This is a genomic window from Jannaschia sp. L-14R, from assembly GCF_056857695.1.
Window position 1 is genome coordinate 182778 of the sequence record NZ_JBSXNP010000011.1, and the last position, 22948, is coordinate 205725.

Annotated in this window: 28 protein-coding genes; 21 read left to right on the plus strand and 7 right to left on the minus strand. The window is 61.3% G+C overall.

Going from position 1 to position 22948, the window contains the following annotated elements; genetic code table 11:
- Positions 1–5: 5 nt before the first annotated feature.
- Positions 6–746: a gluconate 2-dehydrogenase subunit 3 family protein gene (locus AC13C2_RS13565; RefSeq protein WP_092760293.1), complete on the minus strand. Its 741-nt coding sequence runs from the start codon at positions 744–746 to the stop codon at positions 6–8.
- Between the two features lie 314 nt (positions 747–1060).
- On the opposite strand from AC13C2_RS13565, the gene AC13C2_RS13570 reads away from it, so the two are divergent.
- Entirely contained in the window at positions 1061–1666 is a 606-nt protein-coding gene (locus AC13C2_RS13570) for a cytochrome c oxidase assembly protein (RefSeq protein ID WP_482887124.1), read from the plus strand.
- 8 nt (positions 1667–1674) lie between these two features.
- Positions 1675–2175, plus strand: coding sequence for a CopD family protein (locus AC13C2_RS13575; protein WP_482887125.1), 501 nt, complete (start codon positions 1675–1677; stop codon positions 2173–2175).
- On the opposite strand, the gene AC13C2_RS13580 is transcribed toward AC13C2_RS13575, so the two are convergent.
- The gene (locus AC13C2_RS13580; RefSeq protein WP_482887126.1) at positions 2145–2660 is read right to left on the minus strand and encodes a DUF2231 domain-containing protein; all 516 of its coding nucleotides are present in this window, start codon (positions 2658–2660) and stop codon (positions 2145–2147) included. The genes AC13C2_RS13575 and AC13C2_RS13580 overlap by 31 nt on opposite strands.
- Before the next feature lie 39 nt (positions 2661–2699).
- On the opposite strand from AC13C2_RS13580, the gene AC13C2_RS13585 reads away from it, so the two are divergent.
- The 3 genes from AC13C2_RS13585 to AC13C2_RS13595 are packed head-to-tail and all read left to right on the plus strand — an operon-like array spanning position 2700 to position 6147.
- Positions 2700–3347: a cytochrome c oxidase subunit II gene (locus AC13C2_RS13585; protein ID WP_339643940.1), complete on the plus strand. Its 648-nt coding sequence runs from the start codon at positions 2700–2702 to the stop codon at positions 3345–3347.
- Positions 3344–5827: a cytochrome c oxidase subunit I gene (ctaD, locus tag AC13C2_RS13590; RefSeq protein ID WP_482887127.1), complete on the plus strand. Its 2484-nt coding sequence runs from the start codon at positions 3344–3346 to the stop codon at positions 5825–5827. Before AC13C2_RS13585 ends, ctaD begins: the two co-directional genes overlap by 4 nt.
- Complete coding sequence (locus AC13C2_RS13595) at positions 5824–6147, plus strand: hypothetical protein (protein WP_092760283.1); 324 nt, start codon at positions 5824–5826, stop codon at positions 6145–6147. The genes ctaD and AC13C2_RS13595 overlap by 4 nt, the downstream gene beginning before the upstream one ends.
- Positions 6148–6348: 201 nt before the next feature.
- Here AC13C2_RS13595 and AC13C2_RS13600 read toward each other — a convergent pair whose 3' ends face one another.
- From AC13C2_RS13600 to AC13C2_RS13610, 3 genes are all read right to left on the minus strand, one after another.
- Complete coding sequence (locus AC13C2_RS13600) at positions 6349–7893, minus strand: alanine/glycine:cation symporter family protein (protein WP_482887128.1); 1545 nt, start codon at positions 7891–7893, stop codon at positions 6349–6351.
- A gap of 19 nt (positions 7894–7912) precedes the next feature.
- Positions 7913–8347 (minus strand): universal stress protein, encoded by a 435-nt coding sequence (locus tag AC13C2_RS13605; protein WP_092761213.1) that lies wholly within the window; start codon positions 8345–8347, stop codon positions 7913–7915.
- A gap of 188 nt (positions 8348–8535) precedes the next feature.
- Positions 8536–9429 (minus strand): LysR family transcriptional regulator, encoded by an 894-nt coding sequence (locus AC13C2_RS13610; protein ID WP_482887129.1) that lies wholly within the window; start codon positions 9427–9429, stop codon positions 8536–8538.
- A gap of 238 nt (positions 9430–9667) precedes the next feature.
- On the opposite strand from AC13C2_RS13610, the gene AC13C2_RS13615 reads away from it, so the two are divergent.
- The 16 genes from AC13C2_RS13615 to AC13C2_RS13690 all read left to right on the plus strand — a co-directional run bounded on the left by AC13C2_RS13615 (position 9668) and on the right by AC13C2_RS13690 (position 21265).
- Positions 9668–10249: an FMN-dependent NADH-azoreductase gene (locus AC13C2_RS13615; protein ID WP_339643984.1), complete on the plus strand. Its 582-nt coding sequence runs from the start codon at positions 9668–9670 to the stop codon at positions 10247–10249.
- A gap of 131 nt (positions 10250–10380) precedes the next feature.
- On the plus strand, positions 10381–10602 hold the full coding sequence (locus AC13C2_RS13620; protein ID WP_474522480.1) for a hypothetical protein: 222 nt from the start codon (positions 10381–10383) through the stop codon (positions 10600–10602).
- A gap of 208 nt (positions 10603–10810) precedes the next feature.
- Positions 10811–12310, plus strand: coding sequence for a signal recognition particle protein (ffh, locus tag AC13C2_RS13625; RefSeq protein ID WP_092760275.1), 1500 nt, complete (start codon positions 10811–10813; stop codon positions 12308–12310).
- Complete coding sequence (locus tag AC13C2_RS13630; protein WP_482887130.1) at positions 12307–12519, plus strand: hypothetical protein; 213 nt, start codon at positions 12307–12309, stop codon at positions 12517–12519. The genes ffh and AC13C2_RS13630 overlap by 4 nt, the downstream gene beginning before the upstream one ends.
- Positions 12516–13076, plus strand: a complete 561-nt coding sequence (locus AC13C2_RS13635; protein ID WP_482887131.1) for a GNAT family N-acetyltransferase — start codon at positions 12516–12518, stop codon at positions 13074–13076. The genes AC13C2_RS13630 and AC13C2_RS13635 overlap by 4 nt, the downstream gene beginning before the upstream one ends.
- Positions 13077–13277: 201 nt before the next feature.
- A complete protein-coding gene (locus AC13C2_RS13640) occupies positions 13278–13574 on the plus strand; it encodes a chorismate mutase (RefSeq protein ID WP_092760269.1) in 297 nt (98 codons plus the stop codon).
- A gap of 25 nt (positions 13575–13599) precedes the next feature.
- On the plus strand, positions 13600–14046 hold the full coding sequence (gene rpsP / locus AC13C2_RS13645; protein ID WP_474522483.1) for a 30S ribosomal protein S16: 447 nt from the start codon (positions 13600–13602) through the stop codon (positions 14044–14046).
- Between the two features lie 277 nt (positions 14047–14323).
- On the plus strand, positions 14324–14860 hold the full coding sequence (rimM, locus tag AC13C2_RS13650) for a ribosome maturation factor RimM (protein ID WP_482887132.1): 537 nt from the start codon (positions 14324–14326) through the stop codon (positions 14858–14860).
- 186 nt (positions 14861–15046) lie between these two features.
- The gene (locus tag AC13C2_RS13655) at positions 15047–15208 is read left to right on the plus strand and encodes a DUF1328 family protein (protein WP_482887133.1); all 162 of its coding nucleotides are present in this window, start codon (positions 15047–15049) and stop codon (positions 15206–15208) included.
- A gap of 39 nt (positions 15209–15247) precedes the next feature.
- On the plus strand, positions 15248–16039 hold the full coding sequence (gene trmD, locus AC13C2_RS13660; RefSeq protein WP_482887134.1) for a tRNA (guanosine(37)-N1)-methyltransferase TrmD: 792 nt from the start codon (positions 15248–15250) through the stop codon (positions 16037–16039).
- Positions 16040–16291: 252 nt separating this feature from the next.
- Complete coding sequence (rplS, locus tag AC13C2_RS13665; RefSeq protein ID WP_092760261.1) at positions 16292–16669, plus strand: 50S ribosomal protein L19; 378 nt, start codon at positions 16292–16294, stop codon at positions 16667–16669.
- 11 nt (positions 16670–16680) lie between these two features.
- The gene (gene rpmE, locus AC13C2_RS13670; RefSeq protein WP_339643976.1) at positions 16681–16902 is read left to right on the plus strand and encodes a 50S ribosomal protein L31; all 222 of its coding nucleotides are present in this window, start codon (positions 16681–16683) and stop codon (positions 16900–16902) included.
- Between the two features lie 190 nt (positions 16903–17092).
- Positions 17093–17902, plus strand: coding sequence for a division plane positioning ATPase MipZ (locus AC13C2_RS13675; RefSeq protein WP_092760257.1), 810 nt, complete (start codon positions 17093–17095; stop codon positions 17900–17902).
- A gap of 167 nt (positions 17903–18069) precedes the next feature.
- A complete protein-coding gene (locus AC13C2_RS13680) occupies positions 18070–19062 on the plus strand; it encodes an ABC transporter substrate-binding protein (RefSeq protein WP_474522484.1) in 993 nt (330 codons plus the stop codon).
- A gap of 92 nt (positions 19063–19154) precedes the next feature.
- Complete coding sequence (locus AC13C2_RS13685; protein WP_482887136.1) at positions 19155–20207, plus strand: ABC transporter permease; 1053 nt, start codon at positions 19155–19157, stop codon at positions 20205–20207.
- Positions 20204–21265, plus strand: a complete 1062-nt coding sequence (locus AC13C2_RS13690) for a quaternary amine ABC transporter ATP-binding protein (RefSeq protein ID WP_482887137.1) — start codon at positions 20204–20206, stop codon at positions 21263–21265. The genes AC13C2_RS13685 and AC13C2_RS13690 overlap by 4 nt, the downstream gene beginning before the upstream one ends.
- A gap of 25 nt (positions 21266–21290) precedes the next feature.
- Here AC13C2_RS13690 and AC13C2_RS13695 read toward each other — a convergent pair whose 3' ends face one another.
- Together AC13C2_RS13695 and AC13C2_RS13700 are read right to left on the minus strand one after the other, a co-directional pair.
- Positions 21291–22073, minus strand: coding sequence for an amino acid ABC transporter permease (locus AC13C2_RS13695; protein ID WP_245737495.1), 783 nt, complete (start codon positions 22071–22073; stop codon positions 21291–21293).
- Positions 22074–22118: 45 nt separating this feature from the next.
- Entirely contained in the window at positions 22119–22904 is a 786-nt protein-coding gene (locus tag AC13C2_RS13700; RefSeq protein WP_482887138.1) for a transporter substrate-binding domain-containing protein, read from the minus strand.
- Positions 22905–22948 lie beyond the last annotated feature (44 nt).

The following is a 22948-nucleotide window of genomic DNA, read 5'->3' on the forward strand; positions in this document are numbered from 1 at the left end:
GTGTTTCACTCAAGGCTGTTCCATCCGGGGCGGCCCATCAGGCTGACCGGCGGCAGATCAATACGCGCCCCATTGTGCTTCACGAAATCGCGGTAATCATAGCGGGTGCCTGGAAATCTCACATATTGCCAAGCCACCATGTCGCGGTTGCCGCCATAGATCGGATCGGCGAAATAGCCCTCGATTGTGTTCTTCAGGATCAGATCGAAAAACGCCTTGGCCGAGACCCCTTCGAAAGTGATCTCTTCTTCGTCCATTCCTTTCAGGATCTCGTCCTGCTGCGCCTCTGACAAACCGGCAAAAGCGGCGTCATGCCGGTCGCGGCAGTAGTTGTCCAATTCGGCAAGCGCATAGCGGTAAAGCTGCGCGGGAGGGTGTTCGCTCTGGTAGCCTTGGGTTGCCGTGCCTTCAGCAAAGGGGCCCTCCATATACCAATGCTGCCCGCGGCCATAGAATCCGGCCATCTGCCGATCAAGAAAGGAGATGACATCCGCCTCGGTCGCGCCCGGTCCGTCCTCATCCGACGGAATCAACCGCGCGCAGATCACCGCAGTGGTCGCCCGTTCTTCGGCTGTGAAAAAGTTGTCCTCTTGTGTGCCGTAATAGGGCGGCTGGCCTTTCATTGGCTCCCACGGCATCCCTTCGCCCCGGCCATAAAGCGCGCCGAACACGGCTGAAGGGGCGGCCATGGCGGAGCCGCCCAACAGCAGGGATTTCAGAATTTTGCGACGCGTCGGAAAAGACAAGTGACCCCTCCAAATGTTGCTTGTGACCGGGCGCGCAATGCGCCGTCTGGTAAAAAGCTGGATCGGTTTAGTTGCGGGTCAAGAAAATTGATCGCGGAATTGATCGACGGTATGAAAACCAACCGTGTCTCATTTCGTGTGGAACGAACCACGCGCGCGCGGCGTTCCAGTAAGGGAACGACGGATGGGAAAAGAAGGCCTTGCTCAGCGATTCTTGGATCCGAACCTATTGTGGACCGGCACCGGGGCCGGAGGATTTTTGGGTTCGCTGGAACTTCGATCCGCTCCTTCTGACCGCATTGCTCCTGCTCTCCATGATCGTCATATGCGCCCGCAGCCACCAGGGGATGTTAGCCGTGGGCGTTCTGGTTCTGGCTTTCGTTTCACCGCTCTGCGCGCTCTCCTCGGCCCTGTTCTCGGCGCGGGTGGTGCATCATGTGCTACTGGTCGCCGTCGCCGCGCCGCTGCTGGCCTGCGCATGGCCCGCACGGCGGGCCGGTGGGGCGATGGGGGCCTTCGTGGTCTCTACGGCTGTGCTCTGGGGTTGGCATCTTCCAGCGGCCTATGATCTCGCGCTTTCGCACGTTGGCGTTTACTGGCTCATGCAGGTCACGCTCTTGGGGTCCTTCCTGTGGTTCTGGCGTGCCGTCCTTGCGCCCTGGCGCACGCCGGTGGAAGGCATCATGCTGCTTGTCGCCGGTTTTGCGCAGATGGGGATGCTGGGCGCGATACTGACTTTCGCGCCAGAGGCGCTTTACGCCGCACATGCCATAGCCCCCTTCGACTGGGGATTTACGCCGCTGACGGACCAGCAGCTTGGCGGCATCCTGATGTGGGTGCCCGCGGGCCTGCCCTATGCGGTCGTCGCAGGGGCCGTGGCCCGGCGCGGATGGTCGACGCTGCGGGTCGGCACCAAGTGAACGGCTGGTTGCCGGTACTGATCACACTCTTCAAGGGGGTGCATATTGCCGCGCTCATCCTGTGGTGCGCCGGTCTGCTGGCCCTGCCGCTGATGCTGTCGCGCCATGATCCTGACGCCACGTCGGAAGACTACGGCCGCATCCGCCGGGCCACCCATATGACCTATGCCATCCTCACCACCCCCGCGGCCATTGTCGCGGTGGTGGCGGGCACTTGGCTTATTTTCTTTCGCGAAGTCTTTGTCCCCTGGCTCTATGCCAAGCTGCTTTTTGTCGCGGCCCTTGCCGCCGCTCATGCCTGGATCGGGCATCTGGTGGTGCAGGTGGCCGAGAAGCCTGAAAAATACCGCCCGCCCCGGTCCTACCTTCCGGTCACCGCCGTGGGCATTCCCGTCATCGCCATCCTCATGCTGGTCCTCGGAAAGCCCGAACTGGGAGAGATCCCTCTACCCGACTGGCTGCGGGAGCCGCGCGGCGGTCAGTTGCCCTTCGACGTGCCCAAACGATAGTCAAAGACCAGTTTGCCCCCATGCCAACCCGTAAACCCCACCATCATCGCACCGAGCCCCGACAGGAGGATGCCATAGGGCAGCACCCCCGCCTCGTAGCCATAAAGCCTGTGGCCCCAGTTCGCCCCCAACACTGCCAGCAGGGTGACGGCGATGATCGCATGTGTCCATGCCGCAGCACGAGAGCGGATGCCGGTCACCAGCAAAAGCTCGGCGGTGCCGGAAACCCCTGCCAGCACGCCAAGGAAGAAGGCGGTACCCGCCGCCCAGAGTGCAGCGCGTGCCCAGAAGGCATCGCCGGTCCACCAATAGAACAGATCCGCACCCAGGAGACAGAAGGACAGCGCGATGGGAAAGGCCACGCTCATGGCATGGATCGGGTGCCCCTCGAGCGCGACGCGGGTCTCGGTCTCTTGGTAGCCGGGTTGGGAAGCGATCGGGTCGGTCAGCCGCTCCTCGGCCGTTTCGCTATTCTGCTCGCTCATCGGGGCAGGCTCCTTCGCGGGATGATTGCAGGGACAACGTTGAGCCTATTGATTGGTTGCAGCGGCGATCTGTCGGTGGTCGATCCGGCGGGCCCAGCGGCGCGCGTCATCGCAACGCTCTGGTGGGTGATGTTCATCGGTGCCGGGCTGATCCTTGCACTGGTGGTTGCACTGGTGATCGGCGCCTTCAGGGTACGCCGGACCGAAGGGGACGCAGCGCGGGATGAAAAGGTCTGGATCATCGGTCTGGGCCTGTGTTTTTCCATTGCGGTCCTCACAGCCCTGTTGGCCTATGGTCTGGTCGCCGGCGAGCGGCTGATGCCCCGCGTCGCGGCGGATGTCGTGCGGGTCCAGGCCGAGGCCCGGCAATGGGCCTGGCGTTTTTCCTATGACGACCGCCCCGGCTATATCACCGAGAACCTGCTGCACATCCCCGCCGGGCGGCCTATCGATGTTGCGATCACCAGCCGGGATGTGGTGCACAGTTTCTGGGTGCCGCGGCTGGCTGGAAAGCTGGACGCCATTCCCGGCCATGTGAATGTGCTACGGATCGAGGCCGATGCTCCCGGGACCTACCGTGGCCTTACCGCCGAGTACAACGGCGAAGGCTATCGCCGGCACGTCTTCTCGGTCAAGGCCCATGACCCGGCCGGCTGGGCCGCCTTTGTCGCGGAGGGGACACCATGAACGCGCTGCGCCGTCACCGTAAACTGCAGGCGATCTGGGCTTCCGATCCGGGCTGGAAAGGCTGGACCAGCAGCGTGAACCATTCCGACCTTGGTCGGATGTTCCTCTTTACCGCCTTCTTCTTCTTCCTTGTCGGCGGCGTGTTGGCCATGCTGATCCGCGCCCAACTGGCCACGCCCGACTCCGCCTTTGTCGATGCCGGTGCCTTTGCACAGTTCTTTACGATGCATGGCACGATCATGATGTTCCTCTTTGCCATTCCCGCCTTCGAGGGGCTGGCAATCTACTTGCTGCCGAAAATGCTGGGCACCCGCGATCTCGCCTTTCCGCGGCTCACCGCCTATGGCTACTGGTGTTATGCTTTCGGCGGTGCATTGCTGCTGGTGGCGATGTTGTTCGGCATCGCACCAAATGGCGGCTGGTTCATGTATCCGCCGCTTACCGGGCCGTTGTATTCGCCAGGGATTAACACTGATGTCTGGCTGATCGGCATCACCTTTGTCGAAATCTCGGCGATCTGCGCGGCGGTGGAATTCACCGTCTCGATCCTGAAATACCGCGCGCCGGGCATGTCGCTGGACAAGATGCCGATCTTTGCATGGTACGCGCTGGTCACCTCGCTGATGATCCTCACAGGTTTCCCGCCGCTCATCCTCGGCTCGGTGTTGCTGGAGGTTGAACGCGCCTTCGGCCTGCCGTTTTTTCAGGCCGATTTGGGGGGTGACAGCCTTCTCTGGCAGCACCTGTTCTGGCTTTTCGGACATCCTGAGGTCTATATCATCTTCCTGCCCGCCGCCGGAGTAATTTCGACCGTGATCCCGGTGATGGCCCGTACCACGCTGCTGGGCTACGGCTGGATCGTCGCCTCGATTATGGCACTGGCGTTCCTCAGCTTCGGGCTTTGGGTGCACCACATGTTCACCACCGGCATCCCGCTTATGGGGTTGGCGTTCTTCTCTGCTGCCTCGACACTGGTGGCGGTGCCGACCGGCGTGCAGATCTTTGCCTGGATCGGCACAATGTGGAAGGGTCGGCCAGAGTTGCACATGCCGATGCTGCACATCCTCGGCTTCTTCGTAACCTTTGTGATCGGCGGACTGACCGGCGTGATGGTTGCCGTGGTGCCTTTCGACTGGCAGGCCCATGACACCGCTTTCATCACCGCCCATCTTCACTACGTTCTGTTCGGTGGTTTTGTTTTCCCCATGCTGGCCGGTATCTATTACTGGTTACCGCTGGTGAGTGGGCGCAAACGCCTTTTCCGGCTGGGCGAATTGGCCTTCGCGCTGATTTTCCTCGGCTTTCACAGCACCTTTCTGGCGATGCATTGGGTCGGCCTGCTGGGCCAGCGCCGGAGGATTGAGACCTATGATGCCGAGTCCGGCTGGGGGACGATCAACTTCATCTCCTCCGTCAGCAGTTTCGTCATGGCGATCGGCCTCGCGTTGGTGCTGGTCGATATCATTATCCATGCCTTCGTAGCCGAGCGCAGCAGGCGCAACCCGTGGCAGGCCGGCACGCTGGAATGGGCCGGCATGTCGCCGCCAGCATCCTATAATTTCGCCAGCCTGCCCGAGGTGAGCGACCGCACCCCGCTCTATAACACCCCGGACCTGGCCAACCGGCTGGCCATGGGCGACGGCTATCTGGGCGCGCCCAAGGCGGCCCGACGCGAGACCTTGATGGTCGATGCTGCCAGCGGCCGCCCCGAGGCGCTTGTCATCTACCCCGGCAATACCCGGCTGCCGATCCTGATGGCGGCGATGACGGGCGGATTCTTCCTGTCGATCCTGCTCAAGCTCTTCTGGTTCACACCGCTGGCACTTGCGGGTGTTGCAGCGCTGGCGTTGGTCTGGGTCTGGCAATTGGGCGCGCGGGCCGATCAGGGGCTACAAGAGGCGGGGCGCGGCGAGCCACTGCCGCTGGCGAGCGAAGGCGACAGATCGCCGGGCTGGTGGGGCTCGATCTTCCTACTGGTGGCCAATGCCACCTTCTTCGGCTCCCTGCTCTTTGGCTATGCTTTCCTCTGGACGGTCGCGCCGGGCTGGCCGCCTGCCCAATGGTTTGTTCCCTCCTGGGCCGAACTTGGCCTCGGCACCGGTGCAGCGCTCACAGGCGCCATAGCCCAGCACCTGAGCGCCCGCCGCAACCGCGCGGGTGCCGCCCTTATGACCGCCCTCGTTCCGGCGCTGCTGGCAACAGCGGCCACGGTTGTGGTTTTCGGCCTGATGCTGTTCCGCCTGCCGCCCCCGGACGGCCATGCCTATGCCGCGACCCTGCTGATCCTCGGCGCTTACGGGCTGGCCCATGCCCTGCTCGTCATGCTGATGCAAAGCTTTTTGATCCTGCAAGTCCGGCGTGGCTACACCTCACCCCGGCGTCGAGCGGCATTCGCAGTGGTGGCGCTCTGGACTGACTATCTGGCGGCGATCACGGTGCTGATCCTGCTCGCGGTCCATCTGCCGGGGATGATCATGTGAAAGAGTTGCTGCGCGTCCTGTTGCCCCTGTTGGTCTGGCTGGCCAGTTTCAGCGCGATCTATGGGCTGCATGGTCTCGGCTGCGCCTCAGGCTGGACCGAAGTGGCCTTGCCCGTCATGTCCCTTTTTCGCTGGGTGCTGTTTCTGGCTTGGTCCGCTACCATCTTTTTCCAACTGCTCTTGTTGCTCGCACTGCGCACACAACGCTTCGACACAACTTCAAGCTTCATTCGCAGGTTGAGTATTACCAACTCCTGGACAGCTCTAATTGCGACGTTCTGGACTTTATACCCAATCGCTGTCTCCTCGACCTGCGGGTAAATCAGGGTAATTCCGGAGGTGTTCGATCCCAAGGTTTGCTTCGCCGCGATCTCCGGCACGGTCTTGTCACCACGTAGCGCTTCCAACGCCACCTTGGCAGACTGATCTGTGAAATTCCGGCGCCTCGCCATTCTCGTATCCTCCAAAGGTCTGGGACGCACCGCAAGACGGCCTTTCATCACTGTGCCGCCTGACCGTGCGTCAGGCGAACTTGCGGATTTCTCCCGAGTCGAGGCGCGCCATGTAGCTGTTCAGCTCGCGTTTGACGATCGGCATCAGCAGATAGAGACCGATGATGTTCACGATCGCCATCGAGAAGATCGCCGCATCCGAGAAGTCGATCACCGGCCCAAGACTGGCCGCCGCGCCGATCACGATGAAGACGCAGAACAGCAGCTTGAACACCAGCTCCGTCGTCTGTCCTTCGCCGAACAGGAAGGTCCAGGCCTTGAGACCATAGTAGGACCAGCTGATCATCGTCGAGAAGGCGAACAGGATCACGGCAACCGCCAGGACGTATTGGAACCCTCCGAAGGATGCCGAGAAGGCCGCCGACGTCAGCGCCACGCCCTTGTTGCCGTCGACCGTCTGAATGGTGCTCGCACCCTCATCCAGCAGGTAACGCCCCGTTTCGGCATCGACCACCAATTGCCCGGTGATGATAATGACCAGCGCCGTCATGGTGCAGATGATCACCGTATCGATCAGCGGCTCCAACAGCGAGACGAAGCCTTCGGTGATCGGCTCTTTGGTGCGCACCGCCGAGTGGGCGATGGCCGCCGAACCGACCCCTGCTTCGTTGGAAAATGCCGCCCGCTTGAAGCCCTGGATCAGCGCGCCAACCGCACCGCCCGCGATGCCCGTATTGGTGAACGCCCCGTCGAATATCTCGCCGAAGGCCCAGCCGATACGATCATAGTTCATCAACAGTATGATCAGCGCGGTCACGACATAAAGGATGCCCATGAACGGCACGATCTTCTCCGTGACCGAGGCGATGGACTTCAGTCCGCCGACGATCACCGAAAACACGATCACCGCGAAGACGATCCCAGTGATCCAGCCCGGATAATCACCGACCACGTTCGTGATCTGCGCATGTGCCTGGTTGGCCTGAAACATGTTGCCGCCGCCGAAGGCACCGAGAATACAGAAGATCGAGAACAGGACCGCAAGGATCTTGCCCATGGGCAGACCACGCTCCTCGAATCCCTTGGTGAGATAATACATCGGCCCGCCCGAGACGGTCCCGTCCGGATATTCGTTCCGGTATTTCACACCCAACGTGCATTCGGTGAATTTCGATGCCATCCCCAGAAGCCCAGCAAGGATCAACCAGAAGGTCGCCCCCGGACCGCCGATGCCGATGGCAACCGCAACACCGGCGATATTGCCAAGGCCCACCGTGCCCGACAGCGCTGTCGCCAGCGCCTGGAAGTGGCTGACCTCGCCCGCGTCGTCGGGGTCGGAATAATCGCCTTTCACCAGTGCGATGGCATGACCGAAGGCGCGAAACTGAATGAACCCGAAATAAATGGTAAAGATGGTCGCCGCGACGACCAGCCAACCGACGATCCAAGGGAAACTGGTTCCGGGAAACGACGAGAAGATCAGGTTCACGAACCATCCGGTCGAAGATGCGAAGACCGCATTGACCTGTTCGTCGATGCTCTGCGCCATGACCGGCACTGCCGAGACCGCCGCGCCAAGTGCCGCCAGTCCCAGTATCTTGACTTGGGTATTCATGATGTCACTCCTTCGGGGATTACGGAACGATCGTGACGGCGACCGGCGCCGCCTGTGCCAGCGAACCGGCAACCGATCCGAACAGTCGCGACGTCAGCCCGGAATGACCGGTTCGACCGACGATGATCTGTTCTGCTTTCTGGTCCCTTGCGATCTTGGCGAGGACTTCTGCGATGTTTCCGAACCGCGAAACGGTCTCGACGGTAACCCCCTTGGCGCCCAGGCCCGTTACGGCAGGCTTCAGAATCGCCTCCTCCGCGCGGGCGAGTTCCATATTGCGCCGGGCATGCCGTTCCTCAATCTCTTCCTTGGTCAGGAATGTATAGGGCGACCACTCGAGTACATGGGCCACGATCAGCCCGCTGCCGTTCGCGAGGGCGGCATCCAGCGCGAAGTCGAGCGCGCGTTTGGCGCTCGGACTCGCGTCGTAGCCAACCACGATTTTTCCCGTCATCAGTGTCTCCTCGTTCAGAACAGCGCGTCGCGTTGTTTGAAAAAGTCCAAATCCGACCCCATGCCGCGACGTCATTCACATTATCGTTATACCCCATGCCATCGACAGGGCGACAAATTATTAGACGCGCACTTAACCCACTGAATGTAATACTATTATATGGATAACCCTGCTTTTCCTGCTCGGCCTTAATCTTCCAGAACGGGCCAGCGGGTCGACCAGTCCTTCAGGAAGGCCAGAAATGTCTGAACCTTGGCCGTGCGGTGCAGGTCGACGTGGGTGACCAGCCACAACTGGCTGTTCCATTCAGGGCGCGGCGGGAAGATCATCTCTGTCTCGCCACAGTCGCGCTCGGCCCAGGTCGTCGAGAAGCCGATGCCCAGACCGGCCAGAACGGCAGGCCGCGCCGCCGTGATCTGATTGACGCGATAGCCGATGTTCCGCTCGGGGATGTGCTTTTTGAGCCATGCAAAGAAAGGCGCGCGCGGCACATCCTCGGCCGACCCGATAAACATGTGATCGCCAACCTCTTCCAACGTATCCGGGCGACCGTGCTTGGCAATGTAGTCCTTCGACGCATAAAGCGCGAAACCCTGATGATAGAACTTCTGGACTACGTTATCGGGCTGATCGGGCGGGTTTCCCGCGCGGATCGCGACATGCGCCTCGCCGTATTCCAGTCGGAACACACGTTCGTCCGTCAGGAACTTGATCGTCAGTTCAGGATGTTCCTCGCGGAAGGCAGCCAGCGCAGGCGACAGCAGCGGTGCCAGGATGGCCAGCGACGTGATGATCAATTCGCCCGTCATTTCGTTGCCGCGCCCCCGGATGCGGTTGGCCAGCTGCGCCAACTGATCGTCGGTCGACTGCGCCACAGTCAGCAGGTCCAGCCCCGCCTCGGTTGGGGTGTAACCACGGGCGTGCCGTTGAAACAGCTTGGCCCCCAGTTTACCCTCAAGACTGTCGATATGACGGATCACCGTCGCATGATGGACCCCCAGCACCTGTGCCGCGCCCGATACCGTGCCCAGCCGCGCCACCTGAAAAGCCGTGCGGACCTCGTCCCAGTCATTGAATGCCATCCGTGCGGTTCTCCACCATTCGACGCGATCCCGGTTCGGTCACAGTAACAGGCGCGTTTGGCCCTGTCGGTAAGGAACAAGGCAGATCCATGCCGTCCTTATCCATCATCCTATGCGATAAGCGCAATAACGCACAGTCAATCTGCGGCGATGCCTGTTTAATTGCCCGTTCGCACAGATATCTGTGACGCAAGACCAAAGCATCGCCAACACCTCCTCCATCCACTTCGCAAGGAACATTTTCATGAATATTCTACGTATCGACAGCTCCGCCAAGGCCTCCGGTTCGACCACCCAAGCCCTGCTCGACCGGATCGAGGAAAAAGTCGGTCGTGCCACTACGCGCCGCGACCTGGGGGCCAAGGCCGTACCGCAGATCGACGGAACCTGGGTTTCTGCGAACTTCACGGAAGCGCAGGCCCGCGACGATGCACAGAAATCCGCGCTTTCCCTGTCGGATGAGCTCGTCTCCGAACTTCAGGATGCTGATCTCATCCTGATCGCGCTGCCGATCTATAACTTCACCGTGCCCGGCGCGCTCAAGGCATGGATCGACCTCGTCTGTCGCGCAGGCGTGACGTTCAAATACACGGAGACCGGTCCGGTCGGCCTTTTGGAAGGCAAGCGCGCCATCGTGGCCGTCGCCTCCGGCGGCACGCCAGTCGGGTCCGAGATCGACTTCGCCACCGGATACATGCGCCACATCCTCGGCTTCATCGGCATCACGGACGTGTCTTTCGTTTCCGCCGATCAGCAAGGGTCGAAAGGTGAGGCCGCCGTGAACGAGGCGCAGCAGGAAATCGACGCGCTGGCCGCCTGATCCGCAGGTCTCTGAGCGTTTGTAAAAAAGGGCGTCGGCAGGTTTCTGCACGGCGCCCTTATTATACGGAACCGTCCCGACTGTCTGCGGCGTTGGACTGTGCATTTGCCCTCCAACATGAGGATAGCCCCATGACCCCCAACTTTCAGAAACTGTCCGCTTTATACTTTCTGCCCGTCGCAATGCTGGCCGAGGTTTCGGCGCATGCCGCGTCGCTCTGGGCGCATAACATCTCTGCAATCCTTGATGGAACCGGCCAGGATGATGTCGAACGCGTCGCCCTGTCCGTTCCGTACGACACTGCGCTTGAGGTGAACCAGATCGCCGGTCCTGTCGGCACTCTGCCCGGCTGATCCTTTGGCGTTGACCTAACACCGCTGCCTCTGCCTGCCTTGACAGGCGGGGGCACCCCGCGTATCCGCCCGCCAACCCGGAAGCGTTCAGACTTCCGGTCCCCGTGATCATGGGGATCGACCTCCGCCAGCGTTGTACGCCCGCGGGGGCGTTTGTGCATTTCGCCGGGGCTTCCCACATGTGGGAGGACCCAAATAGGAGAGAGCGATGTTCGAGAGCCTGTCAGACCGCCTTGGCGGCGTCTTCGACCGCCTGACGAAACAGGGCGCACTGTCCGAGGATGACGTCCGCACCGCGATGCGCGAAGTCCGCGTGGCCCTGCTGGAAGCCGACGTCTCGCTGCCCGTGGCCCGCGATTTCGTCAAGCGCGTCACCGCCAAGGCCACCGGCGCCGCCGTCACCAAGTCGATCACACCCGGCCAGCAGGTCGTGAAGATCGTCCATGACGAATTGCAACAGGTGCTTGCGGGCGAAGACGGCATCCCGCCCCTGAAAATCGACAACCCGCCCGCGCCGATCCTGATGGTCGGCCTGCAGGGCTCGGGCAAGACCACCACCACCGGCAAGCTGGCCAAGCGGCTCAAGGATCGCGATGGCAAACGTGTGCTGATGGCGTCCCTCGACGTGAACCGACCGGCGGCCATGGAGCAACTTGCCATCCTCGGCGGCCAGATCGGCGTCGATACCCTGCCGATCGTGCCGGGCCAGACCCCCGTCGACATCGCCAGACGCGCCAAGCAGCAGGCCGCGCTTGGCGGCTACGACGTCTACATGCTCGACACCGCCGGTCGCCTTCAGATCGACCAGGTGCTGATGGACGAGGTGGCCGCCGTCCACGCCGCTGTCCAGCCGCGCGAAACCCTGCTGGTCGTTGATGGCCTGACCGGTCAGGTCGCCGTCGAGGTGGCGCAGGAATTCGACGCCAAGGTCGGCGTCACCGGCGTCGTCCTGACCCGGATGGATGGCGACGGGCGCGGTGGCGCGGCGCTCTCGATGCGCGCCGTCACCGGCAAGCCGATCCGCTTCGTCGGCATGGGCGAGAAGATGGACGCGCTGGAAACCTTCGAGCCCTCGCGCATCGCCGGTCGCATCCTCGGCATGGGCGACATCGTGGCCCTGGTCGAAAAGGCCCAGGAAGTCATGGAGGTCGAGGCCCAGGAACGCATGATGAAGCGCTTCCAGAAGGGTCTGTTCAACATGAACGATCTCAAGGGCCAGCTGACCCAGATGCAGAAAATGGGCGGTATGGAAGGCGTGATGGGCATGATGCCCGGCATGGGCAAGATGGCCAAGCAGATGGACAAGGCGGGCCTGGACGACAACGTGCTCAAGCGTCAGATCGCGCTGATCGATTCCATGACGAAGAAGGAACGCGCCAACCCCGCATTGTTGCAGGCCAGCCGCAAGAAGCGCATCGCCAAGGGCGCGGGGCTGGAAGTGCCCGAGCTGAACCAGCTTCTCAAGATGCACCGTCAGATGGCGGACATGATGAAGAAAATGGGCAAGGGCGGCATGCTGAAGAAGGCAATGGGCATGATGGGCAAAGGCGGCGGCGCGCCCGACCCGTCGCAGATGGACCCGGCCGCCATGCAGGCTGCCGCCAAGCAGTTGGGTAACATGCCCGGACAAAACCCTTTTGGCGGTGGCGGACTGCCCGGCGGCGGTATGTTGCCCCCCGGACTGTCGGGCTTCGGCAAGAAGAAGTGACCCCACGTCCCGCCGATACCCCGGCGCTCGCGGCCGAGCGCCTGACCCTCCATCCGCCACAGGTGGTGGACTGGTCGGCCTGCGCTGATTTCATGCAGACCGATGCCGCAGGCTTCTTTGCGGGCCACGGCAATCCGACCGCCGCATGGCGCAGCTTCGGGTCGCTCATCTGGAACTGGCGCCATCCTGCCGCGAAAATCGCCGCATGATAACTCCGCTCACCATTCCCGTCACACCGCCCGCCGCTGCCCGCGCCTCTGCGCTCGAGGCCATCGTGCCGGTCCTGCATACGTCGCGCTGCACGCTGCGCGCGCCGCATCTGGCGGACTACGATGTGCTGCATTCCATTACCGGAAGCGACCGTGCCGTCTTCGAAGGCGGGCCATCGTCGCCGTCGGAAAGCTGGGCCGATTTCTGTGCGATGACGGCCACATGGCTTCTGCGTGGCCATGGCATGTGGACGATTGAACTGGCTGACCGGGCCATTGCAGGGTTCATCCTCATCGGAACCGAGCCGGGCGATGAGGAACACGAACTGGGCTGGCTTCTGACTGCCGAACACGAAGGTCGCGGCCTGGCATACGAAGCCGCGCGCATCGTTCACGAGTTCGCGTGGACCGCGCTCGGGCTGCCATCGCTGGTCAGCTACATCGCCCCTGGAAACACGCGGTCGGAAAATCTCGCCCGCCGATTGGGGGCCTATCCCGACGGCCTGTTGCTCAATGGCCAGGTCACCGTCTGGCGACACCAGCGGGGCACCGCATGATCACCTGTACCGTCATCTACGACTGCACCTTCACCCGCCCCGTCCTCGACGGCGCGTCCGATGTGGATCTCGGGCTATGATCATTGGCGCACCGCTCCACCAATCGCGCGTCGCGACCGTGCGCCAGCAAGGTATGACACGTATAATACCCGCGTATGCACTGCCGTATGCACGTCCCGCACAACAGATCGGAAGGCCAATATGACCGATGCTACAACCCGCGCCGCTGCCATTCTGGCGGATCACCGCGCCAGCATCGACCGTCTGGATGCGGTGCTGGTCTACACTCTCGCCGAGCGCTTCGCCCACACGCAGGCGGTCGGTGTCCTCAAGGCCGAACACGCCCTTCCGCCGTCCGATCCGGAACGGGAGGCCACACAGATCGCCCGGCTTGAAAAGCTGGCGTCAGAGGCGGGGTTGGACCCCGACTTCGCCAAGAAATTCCTTGCTTTCATTATCGAGGAAGTCATCCACCACCATCAGAAACATCAATCGTAAATTACGGAAAACAAGGAACAATATCATGGCAATGAAGATCCGGCTCGCCCGCGGCGGCTCCAAGAAGCGCCCGCATTACTCCATCGTCGCAGCCGACAGCCGCATGGCCCGTGACGGCCGCTTCATCGAGAAGCTGGGCACTTACAATCCGCTGCTCTCCAAGGACTCGGAAGACCGCATCAAGATGAACATGGAGCGGGTGCAGTACTGGCTCGGCGAAGGCGCCCAGCCCACCGATCGCGTGTCCCGCTTCCTCGAGGCCGCCGACGTGCTGCCGAAGAAAGAGCGTGCGAACCTCAAGAAGGGCGAGCCCGGCAAGCAGGCCGTCGCCCGCGCCGAGGAAAAGGCCGCGAAAGCCACCGCTGCCGAGGCCGCCGCTGAAGAGGCAAAAAACGCGCCCGCAGAAGAAGTTGCGGAGGAAGCCCCGGCTGATGAGGCTCCCGAAGCCGCCGCTGAAGAAAAGTCCGAGTAACCGGGCAAACGGGGCGTGGGCCACGTGCCTGCGCCCCATCCTCGGGCGAACGGAATTGACTCGCCCGGCGCTCACCCCGAAAGTCCGGTCCAATCGCATGGCACATTGGCATTTCAGTATCTCGATCCTGATGCCCGAAGCGACCGCTGGCATCGTCCCGCTTCATTTCCTGCGGGTCGCGGCGTCATCCGGCGCATCCGGGCCGCACTCTTGACCGTTGATGCATTGACAACCGGCTTCGCGGGACTGTCGCCCAGGCTCTAAGGATACACTATCCATGAAAGATCACGTCTGCCTCGGGGCCGTCATGGGCAGCTACGGTGTGCGCGGCGAATGCCGTGTCAAAAGCTTTTGCTCCGATCCCAGCGCCATCGGCGACTATGGTCCCCTGACTCTCGACAACGGGACGACATCCAAACTGACCGTGATCCGACCGATCAAGGGCGGCTATGCCGTTCACCTGTCCGGGATATCCCAGAAAGAAGCCGCCGATGCTCTCAAGGGGCAGCGTTTATGGGCTCATCGCGACGCCCTGCCCGAATTACCCGACGACGAATATTACTACTCCGACCTGATCGGACTGACCGCCTTCGATACCGGCGGAGTCGAGATGGGAAAGATTCACGCGGTCCACGACCACGGCGCGGGCGACCTTCTGGAATTACGCCCCAAAGGCGGCGCGACGGTGCTGCTTCCCTTTACACGGGCCGTCGCGCCGACCGTCGATCTGGCGTCGGGCCGAATTGTTCTTGATCCGCCGAAGGGTCTTATGCCCGGCGATGACGAAGATGCAGACAGCGACACCACCGATTGACGGTCGGCCAGTCCCCGCACGATGCTCTCCTGCCCGGTGGGCGGGTCGCGCCCCTGGCCAGTGCCGATAAACCGCGAGTTGTTTGGGGCGCGCACCCACTTCCGATGTCTTTGATGCGCATGGCTTGGGAACCACCTAGCCCCACTGCACGTTAGCAATGACATTTATTAACATCAGGAGACCGCTATGCTCGGTTGGATTCTCGCACTTCTCGCCATCGCCGCAATCGCGGCATTTCTCGGCATGGGCCGCGTTTCGGGGGCCGCTCTGACTGGAGCGAAAATCCTGATCGTCGTTGCGCTGATTATCTTCCTGCTGGCTGCGCTCGGCATTTTCGCCATCGCCTGATGCTTCCTCATGCCCCATCCCTTCGCTAAGGGACGGGGCATGACCTTTCCAACCCGATCCCACGGCCAGAAATCGATTCGCGCGTCTCGTGAGCCGCGTGACCTGATGGCCGAAACTCCGGTTCGCCCGAACAGTTGGCGTGCCAGTGTCGTGACATTGTTCCCCGAAGCCTTTCCCGGTGTGCTGGGCCACAGCCTGACCGGCACCGCATTGAAAAGCGGTATCTGGTCGCTGCGCACCGTCGATCTGCGCCGCTTCGGCCTGACCAGACATCGCAACGTCGATGACGCGCCTGCTGGGGGTGGTGCAGGGCTTGTATTGCGGCCTGACGTCGTGGGCGCCGCACTGGCCGAGACCAGGGGCTCCGATGGCAAGGGCGGCCCAATGATCTACCTCAGCCCGCGCGGTCGTCCGTTTACACAGGCCATGGCGCGCGATCTGGCGGCTGGTCCGGGTGTGACGCTGCTGTGTGGGAGATTTGAAGGTGTCGATGAACGAGTCATCGAACATTTCGACATGATCGAAGTCAGTATCGGTGATTTCGTCCTGACCGGCGGCGAGATTGCGGCGCAGGCCCTGCTGGATGCGACCGTGCGTCTGCTGCCTGGCGTGCTGGGAAATTCAGCATCGACCGAGGAGGAGAGCTTCTCCCACGGCCTTCTTGAACATCCGCAATATACCAAGCCGAATGAATGGATGGGCCGTAAAATACCCGAAGTCCTGACCTCGGGCCACCACGGCAATGTGGCAGACTGGCGGCGCGAACAATCCGAGCGTTTGACGCAGGACCGCCGTCCCGATCTCTGGGCGAAGTATCTGGAGAAGGACTGACCCACGCTTTCTGCTCAGAAACTGTTCCAGCGAACGCGAGGGAAGCCCCCCGCTCGCCGTCTGCAGCAGGCCCCGAGACCTCTTGCACCACCTCCGGCTCCGATGTAGGACGCGCGGACGTATCGCCCCGGTCTGCCGGGACGCTCTGCGTGCGCCGGACCGCCATGCGGCCGGAGAACAAAAAACAGCCGCGTCGCAAAGACGCAGGACATCATCCGCGGGCAAACCGCGTCGTAACCATAGGAGGGTCCGATGGACCTGATTGCACAGATCGAAGCGGAACAAGTCGCCGCGCTCGGACACGAGCTTCCCGACTTCAAGGCCGGCGACACCGTTCGCGTCGGCTTCAAGGTGACCGAAGGCACGCGTACGCGTGTGCAGAATTACGAAGGCGTCTGCATCAGCCGCAAGAATGGCAAGGGCATCGCCGGGTCGTTCACGGTTCGCAAGATCAGCTTTGGCGAAGGCGTCGAGCGGGTCTTCCCGCTGCATTCGACCAATATCGACAGCATCACCGTGGTTCGCCGTGGTCGCGTGCGTCGGTCCAAGCTGTATTACCTGCGCACCCGTCGCGGCAAATCGGCCCGTATCGTCGAGCAGACGAACTACCGCGCCCCCAAAGCCAGCTAAGGAGAGACGTGATGAAAAAGGATCTGCATCCCGAATACCACGTCATCGACGTGAAGATGGTCGACGGTTCGGTCGTCCAGATGAAATCGACCTGGGGCAAGGAAGGCGACCAGATGTCGCTGGATATCGACCCCAGCGTGCACCCGGCCTGGACCGGCGGCAACTCGCGCCTGCTGGATACCGGTGGTCGCGTGTCCAAGTTCAAGAACAAATACGCTGGTCTCGGCTTCTAAGCCTTCTGCAGCGACAATCGGAAACGCCGTCCTTCGGGGCGGCGTTTCACGTTTCCGGCGACGCGATGCGCAAATTCGCGCTGTTTTTGCCATCCCTGTGGATTTTCATTGGCCCACCGATTCGCTGATTCTGGGCATCCACGGTTTCTGCCCTTAAGGAAGGTCGGGACACAGAGTGGGGCAGCGGCCAATGGCGCACATCATCGTCTTCGGCAACGAAAAGGGTGGATCGGGAAAATCGACCACCTGCATGCACACCGCGACCGCGCTGGTCCGGTCCGGCCTGCGGGTCGGTGCGCTGGATCTGGACCTGCGGCAGCGGACGTTCACCCGCTATCTGGAAAACCGGATCGAATACGGCGCGCGCCATGACACGACGCTGCCGACACCTGTTGTCATGGGTTTGCCCAAGGTCGATCGCACCGATCTGGCCGAAGGCGAGAACCCGTTCGATAAATCCCTCGGCCTCGCCGTCGCTGAACTGGAGGAGACCTGTGATTTCATCGTCATCGACTGCCCCGGCAGCCACACCCGGCTGAGCCAGGTCGCGCACAGCCTGGCCGATACGCTGGTCACACCCCTGAACGACAGCTTCGTGGACTTTGACCTGCTGGCCCGCGTCGACGCCGATACCGGCAAGATCATCGGGCCATCGGTCTATTCCGAAATGGTCTGGCATGCGCGGCAGCTGCGGGCCAAGGCGGGCTTGAAGCCGATTGACTGGATCGTCCTGCGGAACCGTCTTGGCGCGCAGGAAATGCACAACAAGCGCAAGATGGGTCAGGCACTGGAAGACCTGTCGAAACGCATCGGCTTCCGCGTTGCCCCCGGTTTTACCGAACGGGTGATCTTCCGCGAACTGTTCCCTCGCGGAATGACGCTTCTGGACCTCAAGGACATCGGAATCGCCAACCTGAATTTGTCGAATATTGCTGCCCGTCAAGAGGTTCGCGATCTGATCCGGGCACTGAACCTGCCGGACGTGGATGTCGCAATCTGACCAGGTGCGTCGTAAAAGCTGGTTGACCTCCACCGCTGCGCTTGCAACCTTCTCTGCCAGACCCGTTCAGCGTAAATCCGGGTTTGCATTGCGCGACCCATACTCTGGGTCAGCCCCGTCGACTGGGTAGTCGATGGAATAATCTTACCACTGGGAGATGTGGATATATGAAGAAGTTTCTTATCACGACGGCCTTTGCCGCTGCGTCCGTCGGCGCTTTCGGCGGCGCTTTCGGCGGTGCCGCTGCCGCTCAGGAAGCCTGCGAAGGCGAGATCGTCATCACCGAGATGAACTGGGCCTCGGCTGCTGTCGTCACCGGCGTCGCCACGTTCCTGATGGAACAGGGCTACGGCTGCGACGTCAAGGTCATCCCGTCCTCGACCACGCCGGCGCTGGCCTCGGTCGCCGAGACCGGCAAGCCCGACATCGTGACCGAACTCTGGATCAACGGCACGCCCGCCTACGGCAAGCTGTCCGAAGCCGGTACGATCACCACGTTGACCGACGTGTTGTTGCCCGGCGGTGTGGAGGGCTGGTGGATCCCCACCTATCTGGCCGAAGAATATCCGGAACTGACCACCATTGAAGGCCTGCTGGCCAACCCCGAACTGGTCGGCGGTCGTTTCAATCAGTGCCCGGAAGGCTGGGGCTGCAAGAACACCAACGCGGGCATCATCCGCGCTCTTGATCTGGAAGGTAACGGCTTCGAGGTGTTCCAGCACGGTTCCGGCGAGACGATGGCAACCTCCATCGCCTCTGCCTACGAGAACAAGGAGCCTTGGCTCGGTTACTACTGGGGTCCGACGAGCATCCTTGGCAAGTATGACATGACGCAGGTCGATCTCGGGCCATACAACGAGAAGAACCATATGTGTAATGCCGACCCGGACTGCCTCGACGTAGGCATGTCCTCCTATCCGGTTGGGCCGGTAAAGACGGTCGTCACGACCGACTTCGAAGGGAAGTATCCCGCCATTGCGGAAATGCTGACCAACCTGACTTTCACCAACGATCAGATGAACGAGGTTCTGGCCTGGCAGGAGAGCAACAACGCCTCCGGCGAGGAAACCACGGTCTATTTCCTGACGAACTACTCCGACGTCTGGAGCGACTGGGTCAGCGATGCAGCCCGCGAGAAGCTTGCAGGCTTTATCCAGTAAGATGACATCCGGATCGAGCCCTTCGGGGCTCGATCCATTTCCGGCGAACGGCGACAGACCATAGCCGAAACAACAAGACGACGGGGAACTTCATGGCTGTATACGATGGATTGTTCAGGGTCACCGGCCTTGAAGGCTGGTGCAGCTCAGGCGGCCCGAACGAAGGCCCGCTGACCATGGCCGAGTTGATAGCACGCGCCAATGGTACACAGGTCGAAGGCGCACCCGTCCCGTCGGTACCTTTGATGGAAACGCCGTTTCCCTCGCTCGACACGCTCAACAAGTCCTGCAGTTCGATCCCCCGTTCCCGCGATATGACCCAGGCGGTCGAGGAAGGCTTCCTTGCCATCAAGGACCCGCTCAAGGTGATTCTGGACCCCTTGACGCAGCCACTCAGCTGGATGCTGGACTGGTCGCTGGACGGTTTTCAGGCGACGCCCTGGTTCATCATGATCCCGCTGCTGGTGGTCATCGCATGGTTCTCGACAAGAAAAATTGGCGTCACCGTCCTGGTGGCTTTGTCATTCCTGTTCATGGCCTTCATCGATTTCTACGACGACGCGATCAGCACCCTGTCGATCATCTTCGTGTGCACGATCATATCGGTGCTTCTGGGCGTGCCCATCGGCATCGCCATGTCACGGTCAGACACCATGCAGCGCATGACGATTCCGGTTCTGGACATGCTTCAGACCCTGCCGACCTTCGTCTATCTGATCCCGCTGATCTTCCTGTTCTCGGTCACCGAATCCAAGCTCTACGGCATCGCGATTATCCTTTATGCCATCGTGCCGGTGATCCGCCTGACCGATCTGGGCATACGACTTGTCGACAAGGATGTGATCGAGGCGGCAGACGCCTTCGGCATGTCAAATCGGCAGAAACTCTGGGGCGTTCAGGTGCCACTGGCGCTGCCCAACATCATGGCCGGCATCAACCAGACCATCATGATGTCGCTGGCCATGGTCGTGATCGCCTCGCTGGTATCGGCACCGGGTCTGGGTGTGAAAGTCCTGGCCGGTATCCGGAACCTTGAACTGGGCGTCGGCCTCGTCGCGGGTTTCTCCATCGTTCTTCTCGCGGTTATTCTGGACCGCTCCACCAAGGCCGCGCTTGGCCGCATCGACTCGAGTGTGCGCCAATGACCGACGATACAGACATCAAGATTTCGATCCGAAATCTCTACAAGATCTTCGGAACCAATCCGCAGGCAATGATGGAACATGTCCGGAACGGCATAGGCAAACCCGATCTGTTGGATGAGTACGGCCATGTGCTGGGCCTGCAGAATATCAATGTAGATATCCGGGCCGGTCAGATCACCGTCATCATGGGATTGTCCGGGTCAGGTAAATCCACTCTCATCCGCCATCTCAACCGTCTGATCGACCCTACGGCGGGCGAGGTCATCGTGAACGGCGAGGATGTGCTAGCCTATGGCGAGGCGCGTCTGGCTGAACTGCGGCAGAATACAATGTCGATGGTGTTCCAGAAGTTTGCTTTGTTCCCGCATCACACTGTCCTGAACAATGCGGGCATGTCCCGGCGCGTTCGGGGCGAGTCGGCCCAGATCGCCGACCGCGAGGGTCAGAAGTGGCTCGAACGGGTCGGTCTGGCCGGTTACGAAGAACATTATCCCGGTCAGCTTTCGGGTGGCATGCAGCAGCGCGTCGGCATCGCACGCGCCCTGTCGTCGGATTCGGAAATCATGCTGATGGACGAAGCTTTCAGCGCGCTTGACCCGCTGATCCGGACCGACATGCAAGATCTGCTTCTGGAGTTGCAGCGCGAGTTGCACAAGACCATCGTCTTCATCACTCATGATCTGGACGAGGCGCTCAAGCTGGCGGACCACCTGGTCATCCTGAAGGACGGTGCCGTCATCCAGCAGGGTGAGCCGCAGGACATCCTGCTGCATCCGAACGACGACTACATCATCGACTTCATTTCCGATATCAACCGCGCCCGCGTCCTGCGCGTAGGATCGGTCATGGAGAAAACCGACCGGCCTGGCGATGGACTGTCGGGCGAAGTCGATGTGGCGCAAAATCTGGAATCGGTTATCGCCGTTTCAGGCGGCGATACAAATCTGCACTATCGCGTCATGCAGGATGGCCAGCAGGTGGGCCTGCTGCATATGCGGGACCTGGTCCGCGCGTTGGTTCCCGTAGAAGCCGCAGACCCGGCACGCCGCGTCGCCTGATAGTCAGTGTCAAAAGGACCGACCTCTATTTATGGACTTTGCCTAGCTTCCGCTCCAATTTGCGCAATCCGAGCGACAACAGGATCGTCATCGTCAGATAGATCAGCGCAACGACATTGTAGGTCTCGAAATATCGAAAGTTTCCTGCGGCCGTCAGCTTTCCCAGCTGCGCGATGTCAAGAACGCCGACCACCGACACCAGCGACGAATCCTTGACCATTGCCACGAAGTCGTTGCCCAGAGGCGGCAGGATCGTACGGATCGCCTGCGGCAGCACGATATGGCGAAAGACGCGAAACCTTTTCAGGCCCAATGCTCTGGCGGCCTCGATCTGACCTTTGTCGACCGATTGCAGCCCGGCGCGAAAAACCTCGGCAATGAATGCGGAATAGGCAATCACAAGCGCCAGAACCGCGCGCCAGAGTAACGGAAAATCCCGCGTTCGCGCATCTGGCAGGCCCATCCAGTTCCACAATGCGACCAATCCGGGTGCCAGCACGAACGCGACATAGAGCAACATCACCAGGATCGGGATTCCGCGAATTATCTCAACATAAAAGCGCGCGGCCTGCCGCGCGACCAACGACCCAGATAGCAACATCAGGGCAAGCCCCAGACCAACCAGCGATGCTGCGGAAAACCCGGTAACGGTTACGAGGATCGTGATCCAGATGCCTTTGCGCAAGGTCAGCAGAACCTGCCGCGTCGCATCGTCCGTCAATACCATGACATAGGCCGCCCCGAGCAGGACAACCACGGCCAGAAGCCACCACGGAAAATCGCGGTCAGGGTCAGGGCGCGCGCGCAAAAGCCTGCTACAACGGAGTTTGCGGTGGGTTTCGAGACAAACCCGTCATTCGCCCAGCTTGAAATCGAGGAACCATTTCCTGTTCAGCGCCTCGATGGTTCCATCCGCCTTCATGTCCGCAATGGCTGCGTTCATCGATTCGACGAGATCCGAACCCTTGGGGAAGATGAAGCCGAAATCCTCGGTCCCCAGAGTCTCGCCGACGATCTTCAACCCGCCGTCCGACGCAGCGACATAACCGTTCCCGGCAGTGCCATCCGTCAGCACCAGATCAACATCGCCCGCACGCAGGGCCTGAACCGTTGCGCCGAAAGTCTCGAACAGTTTGATGCGGGTATTCGCCTCGTCGCCGTCGAGCACGTCATAGACACCGACGTAGAACGGAGTCGTGCCCGGCTGTGCGGCCATCAAAAGATCTTCATCGGCGGCGAATCCGGCGGCATCGGCGAACCGGTCCTCGTCGCCGCGGACCATCATCACCATCTCGGATCGCATGTAGGGATCGGAAAAATCGACGGTCTCCTTGCGATCGTCGCGGATCGTGATGCCCGTCATACCCATGTCCATCTGACCTTCGGATACGGCGGGGATCATCGCGTCCCAACTGATTTTTTCGTAGTCGGGCGTAAAATTGAGGCGTTCTGCGATTTCCGCCATCGCATCGTATTCCCAGCCGATGGCATCCCCGGACGCGGGGTCCTTGAACTGCAACGGAGGATAGGCATCTTCGGTCGCGATCGCGACGGTGCGTCCGCCCAGATCGGGCAGATGCCCGTCAGCCAGCGCAGGAGAGGCAACGGCCAGGGCGGCAAGAACAGCGAGGGTTTTCATGGGGAATCCTCCTGGGATTAGGACAAGGTGCGCTGCGATGATGC